This window comes from Specibacter sp. NPDC078692 (genome assembly GCF_040686835.1).
GTDB lineage: Bacteria > Actinomycetota > Actinomycetes > Actinomycetales > Micrococcaceae > Specibacter.
The window spans coordinates 1-16,169 of sequence record NZ_JBFBLV010000032.1; the positions used below are offsets into that span (position 1 = coordinate 1).

General features: G+C 61.9%; 14 protein-coding genes. 9 read left to right on the top strand and 5 right to left on the bottom strand.

The genetic code is table 11. The features are described 5' to 3' along the window. Nucleotides 1-81 precede the first annotated feature (81 nt). Together AB0O97_RS17130 and AB0O97_RS17135 are read right to left on the bottom strand one after the other, a co-directional pair. Nucleotides 82-582: an NAD(P)/FAD-dependent oxidoreductase gene (locus AB0O97_RS17130; RefSeq protein ID WP_363884265.1), complete on the bottom strand. Its 501-nt coding sequence runs from the start codon at nucleotides 580-582 to the stop codon at nucleotides 82-84. Next, complete coding sequence (locus AB0O97_RS17135; protein ID WP_363884266.1) at nucleotides 582-1,160, bottom strand: helix-turn-helix domain-containing protein; 579 nt, start codon at nucleotides 1,158-1,160, stop codon at nucleotides 582-584. The genes AB0O97_RS17130 and AB0O97_RS17135 overlap by 1 nt, the downstream gene beginning before the upstream one ends. A 55-nt stretch (nucleotides 1,161-1,215) precedes the next feature. Between AB0O97_RS17135 and AB0O97_RS17140 the strand changes: the two genes are divergently transcribed. The 6 genes from AB0O97_RS17140 (at nucleotide 1,216) to AB0O97_RS17165 (ending at nucleotide 8,267) form a co-directional block, all read left to right on the top strand. Then, entirely contained in the window at nucleotides 1,216-2,991 is a 1,776-nt protein-coding gene (locus AB0O97_RS17140; RefSeq protein WP_363884268.1) for a GMC family oxidoreductase, read from the top strand. Further along, nucleotides 2,988-3,803 (top strand): alpha/beta fold hydrolase, encoded by an 816-nt coding sequence (locus tag AB0O97_RS17145; RefSeq protein WP_363884269.1) that lies wholly within the window; start codon nucleotides 2,988-2,990, stop codon nucleotides 3,801-3,803. Before AB0O97_RS17140 ends, AB0O97_RS17145 begins: the two co-directional genes overlap by 4 nt. Next, complete coding sequence (locus AB0O97_RS17150; protein WP_363884271.1) at nucleotides 3,800-4,963, top strand: acyl-CoA dehydrogenase family protein; 1,164 nt, start codon at nucleotides 3,800-3,802, stop codon at nucleotides 4,961-4,963. The genes AB0O97_RS17145 and AB0O97_RS17150 overlap by 4 nt, the downstream gene beginning before the upstream one ends. A gap of 30 nt (nucleotides 4,964-4,993) precedes the next feature. Next, nucleotides 4,994-6,799, top strand: a complete 1,806-nt coding sequence (locus AB0O97_RS17155; protein WP_363884272.1) for an AMP-dependent synthetase/ligase — start codon at nucleotides 4,994-4,996, stop codon at nucleotides 6,797-6,799. Continuing rightward, nucleotides 6,789-7,478 (top strand): acetoacetate decarboxylase family protein, encoded by a 690-nt coding sequence (locus AB0O97_RS17160; RefSeq protein WP_363884274.1) that lies wholly within the window; start codon nucleotides 6,789-6,791, stop codon nucleotides 7,476-7,478. The genes AB0O97_RS17155 and AB0O97_RS17160 overlap by 11 nt, the downstream gene beginning before the upstream one ends. 174 nt (nucleotides 7,479-7,652) lie before the next feature. Then, nucleotides 7,653-8,267: a class I SAM-dependent methyltransferase gene (locus tag AB0O97_RS17165; protein ID WP_363884276.1), complete on the top strand. Its 615-nt coding sequence runs from the start codon at nucleotides 7,653-7,655 to the stop codon at nucleotides 8,265-8,267. 13 nt (nucleotides 8,268-8,280) lie between these two features. On the opposite strand, the gene AB0O97_RS17170 is transcribed toward AB0O97_RS17165, so the two are convergent. After that, nucleotides 8,281-8,961 carry an HAD-IA family hydrolase gene (locus AB0O97_RS17170; RefSeq protein ID WP_363884278.1) on the bottom strand — a complete coding sequence of 227 codons (681 nt, stop codon included), beginning with the start codon at nucleotides 8,959-8,961 and terminating at the stop codon, nucleotides 8,281-8,283. Then, nucleotides 8,958-9,689, bottom strand: coding sequence for a lysoplasmalogenase family protein (locus AB0O97_RS17175; RefSeq protein WP_363884280.1), 732 nt, complete (start codon nucleotides 9,687-9,689; stop codon nucleotides 8,958-8,960). The genes AB0O97_RS17170 and AB0O97_RS17175 overlap by 4 nt, the downstream gene beginning before the upstream one ends. 80 nt (nucleotides 9,690-9,769) lie before the next feature. On the opposite strand from AB0O97_RS17175, the gene AB0O97_RS17180 reads away from it, so the two are divergent. Next, nucleotides 9,770-10,387, top strand: a complete 618-nt coding sequence (locus AB0O97_RS17180; RefSeq protein ID WP_363844352.1) for a GyrI-like domain-containing protein — start codon at nucleotides 9,770-9,772, stop codon at nucleotides 10,385-10,387. Between the two features lie 142 nt (nucleotides 10,388-10,529). Here the strand turns inward: AB0O97_RS17180 and AB0O97_RS17185 are convergent, their stop codons facing one another. Next, nucleotides 10,530-12,335 (bottom strand): acyl-CoA dehydrogenase, encoded by a 1,806-nt coding sequence (locus AB0O97_RS17185; protein WP_363884282.1) that lies wholly within the window; start codon nucleotides 12,333-12,335, stop codon nucleotides 10,530-10,532. A gap of 603 nt (nucleotides 12,336-12,938) precedes the next feature. Here AB0O97_RS17185 and AB0O97_RS17190 point away from each other — a divergent pair. After that, entirely contained in the window at nucleotides 12,939-15,524 is a 2,586-nt protein-coding gene (locus AB0O97_RS17190) for a LuxR C-terminal-related transcriptional regulator (protein ID WP_363884284.1), read from the top strand. Nucleotides 15,525-15,659: 135 nt separating this feature from the next. Further along, nucleotides 15,660-16,163 carry a GNAT family N-acetyltransferase gene (locus AB0O97_RS17195; RefSeq protein ID WP_363884286.1) on the top strand — a complete coding sequence of 168 codons (504 nt, stop codon included), beginning with the start codon at nucleotides 15,660-15,662 and terminating at the stop codon, nucleotides 16,161-16,163. Nucleotides 16,164-16,169: the final 6 nt, after the last annotated feature.

A 16,169-nucleotide genomic window follows, 5' to 3' on the forward strand; every position in this document is an offset into this window, starting at 1 on the left:
CGACGTTGACTTTTCTTCTCTGACATCACTGACATCCTCTCAGCAGGATCAAAAATCCCGCTAATTCGGGTGTCCACTAATTCAGGCTAACCCCAGATCGAGGTCTGCAGGCCACTGCGCCGAGTGGAACGTTGGGCCCCGGAAGCTCCCGGCCCCCGGGATCGCGGGGATAGTGGGGTTGGGTAGCTGGCCTACGGCGCTGACCAGCACGTCAACTTCCTCGTGCGTGCCGTCGGCGAACGTCACGTGCCATGCCGTCCCGCTCCACTGTGCGCTGCGTACCTCGGTATTCACAAGTGTGCGGGAGGTTACCCCTTCGCGCTGGGCTACGGTCCGTAGATAGGCCAGGATGTCCGGTTGCTCGGCGTAGCGCCGCGGCCACTGCTTCGATGGTGCGAAGGAGAAGGAATAGAACGGGGAAGGGACATCGCATGCAGCGCCGGGGTAGGTATTGTCACGCCAAAAACCACCCATTGCATCGGAGCGTTCCCAAAGCCGCACGTCAGAATAGCCGTGCCGCAAAAATTCGGCAGCGACCGCAAGAGCGCCGAACCCGGAGCCGATGATCCCGATGCGCGGCATCAGCTCACCCGCACGGCGCGCAGAACCGCCGCCGTGCTGAGCTCCAGCACCTCATCGCGAGTAAGGGTCTTTCGCTGCAACCACTCGCGGCACAGTGCCTTGGTGAGAGCGGCCACCGGGCGAAGCCGCGGGCGCAACCCGGCGTCGTCTGGAAGCCCCAGTGCATCGAGCATGAAGCGGGCGGCACGGTCATCGGCGGCGTCAACGAGGGCCTGCACATCGTTGTCGGGGTTCCATTGTTCGGCGCCGGCGGCGTTGACCCAGCTCTGGCCGTAGCTCTGCGCACCCTCAAGGATCCACGACATGGTCAGTGTGGCTCTCTCGCTGATGGACCGGCCATCGAGGTCGGGTAGTTGTTCAAGAGGCAGCCGTACGGACGCGGTCATGACTGCCAGAAAGAGCTCGCGCTTTGAGCCGAAGTAGTGGTGTAACAAACCACGCGCGACTCCGGCCGCGGCAGCCAGTTCCTCCAGCGAGACATCGTCGTAGCGGCGTTCACGGTAGAGCTTGCTGGCGGCGTGAAGTATCTGTTGCCGCCGCGCATCCGGGCTCAGCCGAGTCCTCGGGGTGTGGTCCATAGCGCTAGTCTGATCGGCTATTGGCAAACTGTCAATAGTGGGATAAGTTGGCCGCATGAACGACTATGACGTCGTGGTGATCGGCTCCGGTTTCGGCGGGAGTGTCGCAGCGCTGCGCTTGAGTGAGAAGGGCTATCGCGTCGCTGTCATCGAAGCGGGCCGGTGGTTCAGTGACGATGAACTCCCGCAGACCTCGTGGCGGCCGCGTCGTTATCTCTGGCTCCCCGCCGCGCGCTGCTTCGGGATCATGCGGATGACGTTGCTGCGCAATGTTTTGATTGTCAGCGGCACGGGCGTTGGTGGCGGATCCTTGGTGTATGCGAACACGCTGTACGAGCCGCTGGATGCGTTCTACCGGGACCCGCAGTGGGCGCACATCACTGACTGGAAGTCCGAGCTTGCTTCCCACTATGACCAGGCCAAGCGGATGCTGGGTGTCACAACAGCTCGCGATACAACAGCTGCCGATGAGCTGATGCGTGAACTGGCCGAGGAATACGGTGTGAGTGAGACGCTGCACCCGGCTGACGTGGGCGTCTTCTTTGGCGACGGGCCGGGCATTGGCGCCGCTGACCCCTTCTTCGGGGGCATGGGACCTGCGCGGCACGGATGTACCGAATGTGGTGCGTGTATGACAGGCTGCCGCGTTGGTGCAAAGAACACCATCGTGAAGAACTATCTCCCACTCGCCCAGCGCGCAGGTGCCAGCATCCAGGCGCTGACTACCGTGACCGATGTGCAACCCATTTCGGGTGGACGGTATCGCGTCAGCGGGCACGCTACCGGCAACCCGCTCAAGCGGGCGAGCTACACCGCGGAGCACGTGGTCTTCGCCGGCAACGCTCTGAATACCCAACGCCTCTTGCACCGGCTCAAGCAGCGCTCGCTCCCACGACTCTCGCCACGGCTGGGGGAGCTCAGCCGGACCAACTCCGAAGCGGTTTTGTCTGCTCGATCGAGTGCAGCGGATGCCGACATGACCCATGGAACGGCCATTACGTCGTCGTTCTATCCGGATCCACAGACTCATGTTGAACCGGTCAGATATGGGCACGGCTCGAGCCTGCTCGCGCTCCTGAACGCACACCTTGTGGACCCTGTGGAGGGGATTCCGCGCTGGCGGGCGGCAGTGCAGACGTACCGCAAGCTCGGCTGGCGGGCGGGGCTACGCATGCATTCGGTGTCGCGTTGGGCGGAACAATCAGTCATTGTGCTGGTCATGCAATCGCTGGACAATTCGCTGAGCACCTACCTGAAGCGCGGATTGTTTGGCCGGCGCATGACCACACGGCAGGGGCGGGGTGAGCCTAATCCCGAGTGGATCCCCACCGCGCACCGAGTGGCCCGTGACCTGTCACAGCGCGTTGACGGGCTAGCGGGTGGCTCATCGGCCGATCTGATCGGCATCCCGATGACAGCCCATTTCATTGGTGGCTGTGTCATTGGCACCTCTATTACCGAGGGTGTGATCGACCCGTACCAGCGCGTTTTTGGCTACGACGGGCTGCATATTGCCGATGGCTCCGCGGTCACGGCGAACCTCGGGGTGAACCCGTCGCTGACCATCACGGCGCAGGCTGAGCGAGCCATGTCGTTCTGGCCCAACAAGGGCGACGCCGACCCTCGTCCGCGCCTGGGTGAGGCGTATCAGCGCATCGACGCTGTTGCGCCGGCTCATCCCGTGGTACCGGAGACGGCTCCTGGCGCACTGCGCCTACCCGTGCGGCTGCCGGTGCGGCTGCCGGAGCCCACCATCCGCGGAAACTCAGTGCGCCCCAACAGCGTCCGTCCACAGACTGTGCCGCCAACCTTCGAACCCGGCACCTCATGACGGCCGCGGTGCACGTAGGCGGTGCGGGGGAGAACATTGTGCTCCTGCATGGTCTCGGTGCCCGCTGGCAGATCTTCACGCCTATCATCGCTTCCCTCGAACAGCATCACCGCGTGCACGCGTTCGATCTCCCAGGATTCGGCGTGCAGCCTAGCGATCCATCGTTGCGTCCCGGAACAGCTGGTCTTGCCGATTGGGTGAGCGCCGAGCTCCAAACGCGCGGCATCCTTTCGCCACACATTGTTGGCAGCTCCATGGGGGCGGGTATTGCGCTGGAACTGGCCCATCGTGGCATCGCCGGACGGGTTACCGCCTTCGCGCCTATTGGTTTTTGGAACGCTGCTGAGCGCCGGTGGTGCGTTGGCATCTTGAGCGTGCTGCGCACCGCGGCCCAGGCCCTGCCGCGACCGCTCAGAGCGGCGCTGCGCACTCGGGCCGGACGGGCGCTGCTGCTGTTCCCGCTGTTCGGGCGGCCCGCTCACGTCGACCCGCAGGCGGCCATCGCTGATCTCGCCGCCCTGGCGTCCTGCGATGGTTTTGGCCCTGCACGTGCCGCATTCGCCACGCAGCGCGCCGTTCCCGCGGCCGACGGCGTTCCCACCACCATCGTGTGGGGTCGCCGTGACATGGTGCTTCCCGCCCGTTCCCAGTCGCTGCGAGCTCGCCGAGTCTGGGGGAGGGCTCACCATGTTCTCCTGGATGGCTGCGGTCACCTCCCATTCTCCGATGACCCGGAGCGTTGCGTTGCGCTAATCCTCGAACAGCTTCCCTCAGCCAAAGGCAACCCTCCACTAGATAAGGACACCAGATGAAGAGCACGTTCTACACCGAAGATCATGAGGCGTTCCGGGAGAGCGTGCGCGAGTTTCTGCGCCGAGAAGTGGAACCCCACTACGAGACGTGGGAGGCAGAACACCTCATTCCTCGCGAGGTGTGGCTGCGTGCGGGAACTCATGGCATGATCGGGCTCGCTGTGCCTGAGGAATTCGGCGGCGGTGGCGAAGCTGATTACCGCTACCGATTCATCTTCGCCGAAGAGGTGGCGCGCACTGCGGTGACGTCGTTCGGCGTCGGGATCGGTCTGCAAGAGGACATCTTGATCCCTTACATGCTTGATCTGGCCAACGATGAGCAGAAAAAGCGTTGGCTCCCGGGCATGGCCGACGGGCGCATCATCGGCGCCATCGCCATGACCGAACCAGGCACAGGGAGCGATCTGCAAGGCATTCGCACCACAGCCGTGCGGGACGGTGATCAATGGGTCCTCAATGGGGCCAAGACCTTCATCACCAGCGGCATCCATGCAGATCTGGTGATCGTCGTGGCCAAAACCGATCCAGAAGCGGGCTCCCGCGGCTTCAGCCTGTTCGTCGTTGAGACTTCAGACCCAGGCTTCTCCCGCGGGCGCAAGCTGGAGAAGATCGGGCTGAGCGCCCAAGACACCGCTGAGCTCTTCTTCACGGATGTCAGGCTGGGAGAGGATCGTCTCCTGGGAAAACTCGGTGGCGGCATGCGGTACCTGATGGAACGCTTGCCACGCGAGCGGCTCTCCATCGCCGTGGCAGGGGTGGCCGCCTCCGAAGCAGCCGTGCGGTGGACGCTGGAGTACGTCCACGAGCGCACCGCCTTCGGCCAAAAGATTGGCGATTTCCAAAACACCCGGTTTGTCCTTGCCGAACTCGAGACCGAGACCGACGTAACCCGCGCCTACGTGGAGAAGGCCGTCCTCGCCCTGAATGAGGGGGAGCTCACAGCAGTTGAAGCATCCAAGGCGAAGTGGTGGGCCAGCGAACTGCAGGTACGTGCCACCAGCCGCTGCCTGCAACTCTTCGGCGGCTTCGGCTACATGCTCGAATACCCCATCGCTCGCGCCTTCCGCGACTCGCGCATCCAAACCATTTACGGCGGCACCACCGAAATCATGAAGGAGATCATCGGCCGTGAACAGGCCGCCCGCTACGCCACCAAGTAGTCCATGCCCGGCCCCCACCAAGGAGTGAGAATGACCGAGACAATTGACACCCAATTCCTACAAAACCTTGCGCCCTCATTGGGGGTGATGTTGCGACGCCGTGTGGAGAGCACACCCAATCACGAGGCCTACCGCTACCTAATCGGTGAGAACTGGATCTCGGTGACGTGGGCCGAGGCTGCCGCGGAGGTTTACGAGGTGGCTGCGGGCCTGCTCGCCCTCGGCCTGGCCAAGGAGGACACAGTCGCAATCGTCGCCAATACCCGTTATGAGTGGCTCCTGGCCGATTTGGGGGTGATGTGTGCCGGGGGAGCCACCACCACCATCTATCCGACGACGTCGGCCGAGGACGCCGCGTACATCCTGGCTGACGCGCGGTGTCGGTTCGCGATCGTCGAGGACGCCGAGCAGTTCGAGAAGATCACCTCGCGTCCGGGGAGCCTTGAGAAGGTCATCTCGATCGATGATGTTCCCGGCACCATGTCGCTCGCTGAGGTTCGTGGTCTTGGCCGCGAACACCTCGCCGAGGTACCTGACGCGGTCACCGTGGCAACGGACGCCATAGGCCACGGCGACCTTGCCACCCTCATTTACACCTCGGGTACCACCGGACGGCCTAAGGGTGTGAGGCTCACGCATCACTGCTGGGTGTACGAGGGTGAGGCACTCAAGGCGCTGGGTTTCCTGCGAACCGACGATGTCAACTTCCTGTGGCTGCCAATGTCACACTCTTTCGGCAAGGTCATCCTCTCTGCACAGCTTGCTGTTGGCTTCACGACGGCGATCGATGGCCGCGTCGATAAGATCATCGAAAACCTAGCTGTCATCAAGCCCACCTTTATGGGTGCTGCTCCGCGAATCTTCGAAAAAGCGTATGGCAAGATTCTTTCCACTCAGGCGGCCGAGGGTGGTCTCAAAGAGAAGATCTTCAACAGTGCTTTCGCAGCGGGTGCTGAGTACGAACGCCGCAGAGTAGCGGGGGAACGCATCGGCACAGGCTTGGTGTTACGCCACCGCGTCTTTGACAAGCTTGTGTTCTCCAAGGTGCGCGAACGCTTCGGAGGGCGCGTTCGGTTCTTCATCTCCGGCTCAGCTCCACTGAACCGGGAAATTGCCGAATGGTTCAACTCCGCCGGTATTCTGATCATCGAGGGGTACGGACTCACCGAAACCACGGCGGGAGCCTTTTGTGGGCGGCCCATCGACAATAAGTTCGGCACAGTGGGGCGCGCATTGCCGGGCTCTGATGTTCGGATCGGCGAAGACGGTGAGATCCAACTGCGCGGGCCGCACATCATGTCCGGCTACAACAACCTCCCCAGCGAGAGCGAAGCAGCCTTCACCGAAGACGGCTGGTTGCGCACCGGCGACCAAGGCTCACTGGATTCCGAGGGTTTCCTGACCATCACGGGGCGCATCAAGGACCTCATCAAAACATCCGGCGGCAAGACCGTCGTCCCTGGTGCGGTAGAGGCCACCTTCAAGGCACTGTGCCCGTATGTCAGTCAGATGCTGGTCTTTGGTGACACACGCCCGTACTGCGTCGCACTGATCACCTTGGACCCCGATTCCATTGCGGCATGGTGCAAAGAGAACGGGGTGAGCGCAACAAGCTATGCCGAGCAAGTGGCAACACCTGCGGTGCACGCGCTCGTGGAAGGCTACATCGGGCAACTCAATGAGCGCCTCAATAAGTGGGAGACCATCAAACGCTGGAGCATCCTTGACACTGATCTTTCCATTGAGGGCGGAGAGCTGACACCGTCAATGAAGGTCAAGCGCGGTCTCGTGGAGACGGACCAAGCCGAAGCGATTGAGTCGATGTATGCAAGCTGAGGGCTGGCGCCACGATGGTGATGGTCCCGCCTACCCTCCTGAGCCATGGGTGCTCCGCGGCAACTTCGCCGTTGGGGTGTTCCTGGTGCCGCTCCGCGACCTTCCAGCCGAAGTGAGGACTCAGTTGCCGGTTGGGTCTCGGCCCTTGGTGTTGGCAGGCTGTGCGGTGGTGGGCGTGGCTGCTGTGCAATATACCCCTGGGGGAGTCCTGGCCTACGATGAGTTGCTGGTCGCGCTGCCGGTGGTTCACCGGGCTCGCCTCGCGGTGACTATCCCACAGATTTGGGTGAGCTCACCGGCGTCGCGCGCTGGCGGACGGGCACTGTGGGGAATTCCCAAGGAACTCATGAACGCACATCGTCGCAGCACTGGGCGCCGGCTGCAGGCGCTCTACCGCGGTGGGGATCGCACCATCCTCGCGGAAACGAGCGTGAGCGTGCGCAGGAGCATCCCCGGCACGTGGAGCCTGCCGCTCCCTACGGTGCAGCGCGTGGGAGAAGCAGCCAGTGACCCTTCCACGTTCATCCGGTCATCGAACTCCGTGCGGGGGAGGCTGCACCTAGCGCAGACGCAATGGACGTTCGGACCCTCGCTGTCCTGGCTCCAAGGTCGCCGCCCTGTCCTAGGTGCTGCGATAACCCAAGCTCGCGTCGTTTTTGGTGCGCGTGTAGAACGCTGACCCCGACCCGGGGGTGAGTAGTACCATGCTGGGCTGGAGCAAACTCACGAACGTTTTGCTCTAGCGCGGCGTGTGGGCGAGTTTCATACTTACTGCCATCTGAACGTTTTACACGGGTCGCTCTGTGCTTGCTGGGTGACTGGTGATAGGTGCATTCGCGGCTAGGAGCACGCCATGGTGAATTATTCGCGGGCCTATCGTGGCTATGGGCGGCGGGACACGCCATGGGAACGCTACGCCAAGGTTTCAGGTGAACACATCAGCCATGTGTTCGAGCGGGAGTTGGAGGGTCGTGTGGAGCCATTCGGCCGGGCACTGGATCTCGGTTGTGGCCGTGGCACGTACAGCTCGGAACTGGCCCGTCTCGGTTGGGACGTTACTGGAATCGACACAGCCCCGGAGGCGATTGCCGGGGCCCAAGCCCGCGATGATGGGTCAGCGTGTTACGTCTTGGGCGACGTAACGCAGCTTTCGCTCACGGACCTGGGCACCTTCGATCCATTTGTCGACATTGGCTGCTTCCAAGGCTTGGACAGCCAACAACGTCTAGCCATGGGTGCCGGTGTTTCGGCACTCGCCAACCCGGGCGCCACCGTGCTGATGTTGGCGTTTGGCTGGACGCGTTTCCGCTCCATGATCGAAGGCGTATCTCAGGCCGAGATCACAGAAGGCTTCCCCCGCTGGGAGATGCTCAAGGTCTGGCCAGCGCCCACGGCGGGACTGGGCTGGCCCATGGACCTCACCTCCCCTCAGTGGTACCGGATGCGGTTGCGCTCGGCCGTGGTCTAATGCCAGTGAGGCTCTAGCTCAAGGTGATCTGAATCCGGCCATCGGGAAGGACCTCGGCGCTTACTGCGGACAGGCTGGCAACGATGTGGTCGGCGTCGGGCTCGGTTGCGGCGCTGGTGCCAGTCACCGCAAGTGTCACGGCACCGGCGGCACGGCCTGAGGCTAGTCCGGCCGGTGCGTCTTCCACCACGAGGCAGCGGGTGATGTCCACCCCGAGGCGGCTGGCACCGAGCAAGAACGGCTCAGGGTGCGGTTTGCCGTGGCTGACGTGATCGGCGGTGACCATACGCGCGGGCTCGGCGATGCCTGCTGCACTCATGCGCGTCTGGGCCAGCCCATGGGTGCAGGAGGTGACGATGGTCCAAGCGCCGTCCGGCAGCGACTCCAGTAATTCCACTGCTCCGTCCTTGCGCACCACGCCGTCGGTATCAGCCATTTCCAAGGCCTTGATCAGTTCGAACGCTTCAGCTTGCCGGTCTGCTTCAATGACCTGCTCCACGAGGGCCTGCGCAGGAACTCCGTGAGCGCCGTAGCTGAAGTTCTCCAGCCCCATGTGTTCGCCCCAACGACGCCAGGCGCGTTCTGTGGCAGGAGTGGAATCGATCAGTGTCCCGTCAAGATCAAACAGCACGGCATCTACGCTGAAGCGTCGTGGAGTGTTGTCCTCCGCGGGGGAAGTGTCATGAATCCTCATGGCACCACCTTATCCGCGTGCCCGCGCGGGCTAACGCGGCTATGCAGGGTGAGCAGTGCCCCGGCAATGATCAAGCCTTGCCCCAGCGTGTACGTCACCATCACCAAGGGACTGGTCCAACCCGGCATGAGGTCAGCGGCGAAGAGGCGGAAGGCCAGGATGGAATCTGATGCGAGGAAGAAGACCCCACCAATCAAGATGAGCCGGTGGCACCGTGATGCTAAGGCCGCAGTGCCACCAAGAACTACTCCATAGACGGCCACCGCAACGGCCAACCCGCCAGCCTGGGGAGCTATGACAAGCAGGAGCACTATCCACCAGATGACATAGACAAGAGCCCAGTGCGAGAGCGGCCTGCGGATGAAGTGGTGCCAGAATGCTCCCATGTAGCAAAGGTGCGCCAACCCAAAGAATGCCAGCATCAGTGGCAGGGTTGGGGCGGACGGGAAGAAGCTGCCGACGCCGTCGCCCAGCCAGGAGAGCAACACCGCCGCGAGGAGTGAAACAAAGCCAGTCCGGTAAGTAGAGCCGAACACGCCCCAGAGTAGGGCGAGAGCTAACGCTGGCATGAGCAGTAGTTTGCTCGGCTGGACAGCGTCGGCGGCCCCCAAGGCCAAGATGGCAACGTGGATCAAGGAGATGACGATGTAGGGAACAAACCCCCACCACAGCGGTTTAGTGCTTACCAGCGGCCAACCGGTAAATGGAGCTCCCGATGCAGCTTGCATGATTCTCCTTGGGATGGTGTTGCTGTCCGCTCATCCTAGACTGACACCATAATGCGAAGGCAGTGACAGGGGAGTGAACCATGGATAAATACGATCTCAAGAAAGCACACAGGACGCTGTACGCACCTAGTGCTCGGGAGTTCTCACGCGTTGAGGTGCCCTCGTTCCAGTACCTTTGCGTCGAAGGCCACGGCAACCCTGGCACCGCCGTAGCGTATAGCCAAGCTCTCGAGGCCCTGTACTCCCTCTCCTACTCCCTGAAGTTCGAAAGTAAGAACACCCTGGGTCGCGACTACGTCGTGGCACCTTTGGAGGGACTCTGGTGGGCCGAGAACATGGATGCCTTCATCACCCGAGACAAAGATGCCTGGTCCTGGACCATGATGATCACCCAGCCGGACTGGATCACCGCCACAATGGTGGCCGAGGCCGCAGCTAAGGTAGGTGCGAAGAAGGAACTACCCGGCTTGAATAAACTCACGTTCGAAAGTATGTTCGAGGGATTGTGTGTGCAGATTCTGCACCACGGCTCTTATGACGACGAGGGCCCTGTCCTCAAGCGCCTCCATGAGCATTACTTGCCGGAAAACTTGCTGCAATTCAACGGCAAGCACCATGAAATCTATTTGAATGACCCGCGCCGCACAGCGCCGGAGAAGTTGAAGACCATTCTTCGCCAGCCTGTGCGGCCCCTCTAGAGCTCACGTCCTGTAGGAGTTTCAAGAAAAGGCGCCAGGCAGGACATCGCTCAGGCCGTTGGTTGGAACAGAGGGCTGCGCTCGCAGCCAGTGAGGATACCACTGGCTGCGAGGGCCCGTCCGGAGAATCGCAGCGCAGAGGCTAGCTGCTGACCTTGCTGGACTTGCTGGCGTTGCCCGAGAGCTGCTGAGCGTCCAACGCGAACAGGTCCTCGGCGCCGGCCGTTGCTGCTCCGAGGAGGCTCGCGCACTGCGGCAGTATCTGCTGGGCGTAGAAGCGTGCCAATACCAACTGATTGTTAGCCAATTCGGCATTGTCGGTCTTCGCCGCCGCGACAGCTGCCCGAGCCAGCATCCAAGCACTCGTGCACAATCCCCACATGCGCAGGTATGGTGTGGAGCCGGCCAAAGCGGCGTTCGGGTCACCTTGGCCCGTGCGGAGCATCCACTGCGTGGCAGTTTCCAGAGCGGTGAACTGGCGTTCGAGCTCTTCGCGTATTCCGTCGAAGTCAGCACCAGCCGCGGCCAGATCTGTTTCCACTTCGCGCATAGTGGCCAGGAACTCCAAGATGGAAGCGCCACCGCGGATACCCAGCTTACGTCCCACCAGATCGGCGGCCTGAATGCCGTTGGTGCCCTCGTAAATAGCCGCGATACGGATATCTCGCACATGCTGGGCGACGCCTGTTTCCTCGATGAAACCCATGCCTCCGTGAATTTGCAGGGCCAGTGAGGAGAGTTCATTGCCCATATCGGTGCCGAAGGATTTGCAGATCGGCGTCAGGATACCCACGATCTCATCTGCCCTAACCCGCACGGCGGGATCTGGATCATTGGAGCTCTTGTCCACGTAGCTGGCATCCAAGAGCATCAGGTACCGCAGGGCTGCGATGCTGGCTCGCTGAGTCAGGAGCATGCGCCGAACATCCGGGAACTCAATGATGGCGGAACTGGGGCTCGTGGCGCCGATGGCCCGGCCCTGCTGGCGCTGCTGGGCGTACTCCAGCGACTGCTGGTAAGCGCGTTCGGCGAGGGCCAAGCCCTGCGCGCCCACGCCGAGACGTGCCGCGTTCATCATGACAAACATGATCCGCATGCCCTTGTTCTCTTCGCCAATCAAGTACCCGGTCGCGTTTTCGTAGGACAACACGCACGTGGGAGAGGCATGGATGCCCATCTTGTGTTCCAGCGAGACGGTCTCCACGGTGTTGCGCTCACCCAGCGACTCGTCGTCATTGACAAGGTACTTGGGCACGATGAAGCAGGATATTCCCCGGGTGCCTTCGGGGGCTCCCGGTGTACGGGCCAATACCAGATGGACAATTTGTTCGGCCATGTCGTGATCACCGTAGGTGATGAAGATCTTTTGTCCGGTGATCGCGTAGCTGCCGTCGTCGTTCTTGACCGCCCGCGTGGTCAGCGCGCCAACATCGGAGCCGGCCTGCGGCTCCGTCAGGTTCATGGTGCCGGTCCACTCGCCGCTGACCATTTTGGGTAGGTAACGGTTTTTAAGATCCTCATCCCCATAGTGCAGCAGTGCATCGATGGCGCCCTGCGTGAGCAGCGGGCAGAGGGAGAATGCCATGTTGGCGCTAGTGAAGATCTCCTGGATGGCGAGGCCTATGGTGCGCGGGAAACCGCCGCCACCGTACTCCTCAGGAAGTGGAACTGAACCCCATCCGGCGTCGACGTACTGCTGGTAGGCCTCCTTGAAGCCATCCGGGGTGACCACGGTGCCATCAGCTTGGAGTGTGGATCCTTGGAGGTCCCCTTGCCGGTTGAGGGGGGCCACCACCTGGGCCATAAACTCGCCGCACTGTTCAAGAAGCTCGACGGCGGTGTCCAGATCGGCGTGTTCGTAACCTGGGAGTTGGGCGATGTCTGGGTAGCCCACAACGTGCTCGAGGGCGAAGGCGATGTCTGCGATGGGAGGCTGGTATTGGCTCATAATCGTCAGCGTACCGTGGGATTGCCCGTTTGTGGTGGAAATTTGTTACTAACCAGTATTGTTGCGTGGATCACAGGCAAGAGGTGCTTGCAGGCAGATGCGAACCGTGTGACATGCCGCTCACTGGGCCATATCGATGCAAGCCTTCCAATCCGCGGCAGGTAGTGTTCTTAGTAGCCAAGGCGCTCTTCTCAGAGTTAGCGGCGGTTAGGCCCGTACGAGTATCTCGCCGATGCTCTGCGGGTCGTCCTATTTTAAAGCGGGAACCTTATGTTTCCGGGGTGGTGGCCAATATGGGGTAGCGGCCAAAATGTTTGTAAACCCAATGCGCGTCGGTGGATTCTGGATTCTGCTTCGAAACAGCAGATGCTGCGCTGAACCTGTTCGAGACTGCAGCAGACGCGACAAATTTGCGATTTTCCTCGCATCGTCTGCGTTTTCAAATCCAGTCCGCAAACACATTGCGGCCGCTAACCCCTCACTCTGCTGCCCGGTGGGTTGTAGCGATACAATCACAACCGAAGTATGCACAGGGCCGACCCTGCTAGAGCCGCCAGGCTCAGCGGGCCCGCGGCCACGGCCCGCACTCAGGGGAAGCTACCCATGGTCTCGCAGGAATCCTTGAAACACGCCTTGCCACCGCGAGTCCACTGGCCCATTGTGGGCCGGGAAGAGGATGCTGCGTTGCTGCTCCAGCGATTGAGCTCCGGTAGCGGGGGAGTAGTGGTCATGGGCTCCCCTGGAATGGGAAAGTCCACGGTGGCTGCGGCCGCCCTGGCTCAAATCCGGGACAACAACCAGAACAACCAGCACGTGCTGCTCCTGCCCACACCCCAAGAACAGGCTGGGGCGCTGAGCTACGTGGAGCAATGGTTAGGGGTCACCACAGCTGTGGCCGCCACCATTGATGCGGTGGCCGATCAGATCCTGGCGCGGCTGCTCCCGGATCCTGCGGTTCCGGACCCTGCGGTTCCAGACCCAGCACCGGTCCTTATCCTTGCGCTCGATGACTTACACCTCGTGGATAACTTCAGCGCCGGGGTGCTGGCCCGGCTCGTCACCGATGGCCGGATCCAGTTAGTAGGCACCTCGCGCGAGGAGCCCGGTTTGCCGCCAGCACTGAATTCGCTGTGGCGCGGCGGTCGGATCGACAGGATAGATCTGGTGCCGTTGAGCTACGACTCCATCCGTTTGATTCTGCGTGCAGCGTTGCCCGGTCCGGCTTCCAATGACATGGCCTACAGGCTCTGGCAGGCCACTGCCGGCAACCCGCTGCATGTACGCGAGCTGTTGTATTCCATTGTTGAGGCAGGGGATGTGAGCTACGCCGAACACGCTTGGGTTTGGACCGCGCCGCTACGCACCAATCGCAGGCTCGTAGACTTGCTCGCCTCCGATATCACCACTTTGAGTGGAGCTGAACGCGACGTAGTGGATTTGGTGTCGTTGGCGGAAAGCGTCCCGTTGAGCCTGCTCGCCCCGACCGCCACGGACGCGGTGCTGAGTTCCTTGGTGGATCGTGGATTGATTGTTCTCGCCACCGGTCACGGCGAGCCGACGGTACGCATTGGCCACCCGCTCTACGCGGAAACCTTGCGTTCACTGCTGTATCCACGCCGGAAACGGGAGCTCTTTGGGCTACTTCCCGAACCGAGTCCAGAGCAGCACTCTCCCCAAGAACTGTGCCGGTGGGTGGACTGGGCGCTGGAATGCGGCCTCATGCCTAGCCCTCAGGTGCTGTTGGCGGCTGGGACGGTCCGGGAACGCTTCTCGCAGCCAGAGCGTGCGGCTGCCCTCGCGGCGCTGGCCCGCAAGCACGAGCAGCTACCTCCGCAGGAACGGGTCACTGCCCTGTTATTGAGTGCCAGAGCAAACCGCGACGCCGGACGCTCAGAAAGTGCCGAAGCTGACCTGGTGTTACTACGAACCTTTGCGGAGCAAGGAACTGCCTTACCGGACGCCGTCATAGTGGCCAGTGCCAGAATTCATGCTGATCTGCGCCAGCGGCACTTTGGCGACCTTGACGGCGCCTTGGCGATCCTGGATCAGGCGGCCCAAGAAGTTGAGCCGGGAGGGGGCGCCGCGACGGAACTTGCCATAGAGCAGTTGGGACGTTTGGGTTTTGGTGGACGGCATGCTGAGGTACTGGCCGGTTACGGCCCACAGCTGGCCGCGGCCAACCACCCCGCCAACGTGAGCCTAGCGCCGTCGTACATCTATGCCCTGGCCCAAGCCGGGCGGCCGATGGACGCGCTGGAACTAGCTGAAACTAACATCAAATTGGTGGGGGGCGAGCATGCCGACTTTCCGCTGCTGCGCGCAAACCTCATGTCTGCACGGTTTTGGTCAGCGGTGTGGGCTGGCCGGCCAGATTTGGCAGTGACCTTGCCTGAGTATGTGGAAGATGGCATCCAGCGGCACGACTCGGCGCTCTATCAGGCCGGTTCCGGGTACGTCTATTTACTATTTGGGGTGTGGGAGCAGGCCGTGGCTGATTTGCGTGGCGCGCTCTCGCGCATGGGGTTGTTGGCTCCGACGGGTCTGGAAGCGATGGTGTGGGCCGGGTTGGCGCAAGCTCATGCCATGCGTGGGGAGCGGGCGGAGGCTCTTGACGCCTGTCAGCAGTTTGAGGAATTGCTTCCTGCCATGGACCGCAGCGTCGAAGTCGATAGCCGGTACCGTGTCCTCTTGGCGAAGCTCGCCCTGGGCCTGAAGGGACTAGAGCAAGGCATCAGCGGGTACATTGCGTTGGCCCAGAGTCAGGGGCTGCTGCTCGGAGTTCTACTGGGACGGCACCTGCAAGTGGTGACGGCTGCACCGGGGCTGCGGGGATCGTTGTTAGCTGCTCTGGCGGAGTCGGCGGAGCGGGTGCAGGGGCAGCTTCCTGCGGCCCTGTTGGCCCATGGGCAAGCATTGAACGACGGCGACGCCGGCGCAGTCAGTGCCGCTGCCGCCGGGTTGGCTCAGGTGGGCATTTGGTTGCCGGCGCCTGCCAAAGTGTTGGCGCTGACGCCCCGCCAGCAAGAGATTGCAGCCATGGTAGCTGCGGGGATGAGCAGCAAGTCCATCGGCGAGAAGCTGAACATTTCGGTGCGCACAGTGGACACGCATTTGGGGCACATTTTTGCTCGTGTTGGGGTCAACACTCGGGCGCAGCTGACACGGGTACTGACGGCAACCTTTGAGTGAAAGGCCATAACGTTTCGGTCACTTCCGGCTGGGTTCTGGCGCCGCGGCAGTAGGGTGGAGATGGTTCGCGGGCAACAGAAAAGGACTCGTTCTGGCTCGCGCTCCGCGTAAAACTCCGGGGGAGAATGGAGAAACGTGTTGGCAATCCCTGCCTTGGTGTTACGTCCTGGGCGTGGTCCCGACGATCTTGAAGAGCTAACAAATGTGTGGCGGGACTCTGTTGAAGCAACCCACCACTATCTCTCTCTGGAAGCGATCGAACGCCTCGAGCCGGTGGTTCGGGATGAATATCTTCCACGGTTACGGATCCATGTGGCCGAGCGAAATGGTTGCACGTTGGGGTTCATCGGTATGGACAGCCAGCACGTGGCCATGTTGTATGTGGCCGATGAGGCGCGCTCAACTGGAGTTGGTGGAGCCCTTTTGGACTGGGCCAAGGAGCAGTCCCCGCTTTTGAGTGTTGACGTCAACGAGCATAATCCGAGAGCGGCGGTCTTCTACGCTAAACGAGGTTTCACACCGGTGAGCCGTTTGGAACGCGAGGCCTATGGAAAGCCTCAACCGCTCTTGCGCATGCTCTGGGAAAGTGCGCCTCCGGCCTTGGCTCACTTCCGCCCTGGCGCCTCCGGCGTCAGCTAGAGGGAC

What these genes read in the sequence shown, in the direction of transcription:
- AB0O97_RS17190 (WP_363884284.1), top strand. Translation starts at nt 12,939, where the DNA reads ATGGTCTCGCAGGAATCCTTGAAACACGCCTTGCCACCGCGAGTCCAC.
- AB0O97_RS17185 (WP_363884282.1), bottom strand. Translation starts at nt 12,335, where the DNA reads ATGAGCCAATACCAGCCTCCCATCGCAGACATCGCCTTCGCCCTCGAG.
- AB0O97_RS17140 (WP_363884268.1), top strand. Translation starts at nt 1,216, where the DNA reads ATGAACGACTATGACGTCGTGGTGATCGGCTCCGGTTTCGGCGGGAGT.
- AB0O97_RS17155 (WP_363884272.1), top strand. Translation starts at nt 4,994, where the DNA reads ATGACCGAGACAATTGACACCCAATTCCTACAAAACCTTGCGCCCTCA.
- AB0O97_RS17150 (WP_363884271.1), top strand. Translation starts at nt 3,800, where the DNA reads ATGAAGAGCACGTTCTACACCGAAGATCATGAGGCGTTCCGGGAGAGC.
- AB0O97_RS17145 (WP_363884269.1), top strand. Translation starts at nt 2,988, where the DNA reads ATGACGGCCGCGGTGCACGTAGGCGGTGCGGGGGAGAACATTGTGCTC.
- AB0O97_RS17180 (WP_363844352.1), top strand. Translation starts at nt 9,770, where the DNA reads ATGGATAAATACGATCTCAAGAAAGCACACAGGACGCTGTACGCACCT.
- AB0O97_RS17130 (WP_363884265.1), bottom strand. Translation starts at nt 582, where the DNA reads ATGCCGCGCATCGGGATCATCGGCTCCGGGTTCGGCGCTCTTGCGGTC.
- AB0O97_RS17160 (WP_363884274.1), top strand. Translation starts at nt 6,789, where the DNA reads ATGCAAGCTGAGGGCTGGCGCCACGATGGTGATGGTCCCGCCTACCCT.
- AB0O97_RS17135 (WP_363884266.1), bottom strand. Translation starts at nt 1,160, where the DNA reads ATGGACCACACCCCGAGGACTCGGCTGAGCCCGGATGCGCGGCGGCAA.
- AB0O97_RS17175 (WP_363884280.1), bottom strand. Translation starts at nt 9,689, where the DNA reads ATGCAAGCTGCATCGGGAGCTCCATTTACCGGTTGGCCGCTGGTAAGC.
- AB0O97_RS17170 (WP_363884278.1), bottom strand. Translation starts at nt 8,961, where the DNA reads ATGAGGATTCATGACACTTCCCCCGCGGAGGACAACACTCCACGACGC.
- AB0O97_RS17165 (WP_363884276.1), top strand. Translation starts at nt 7,653, where the DNA reads ATGGTGAATTATTCGCGGGCCTATCGTGGCTATGGGCGGCGGGACACG.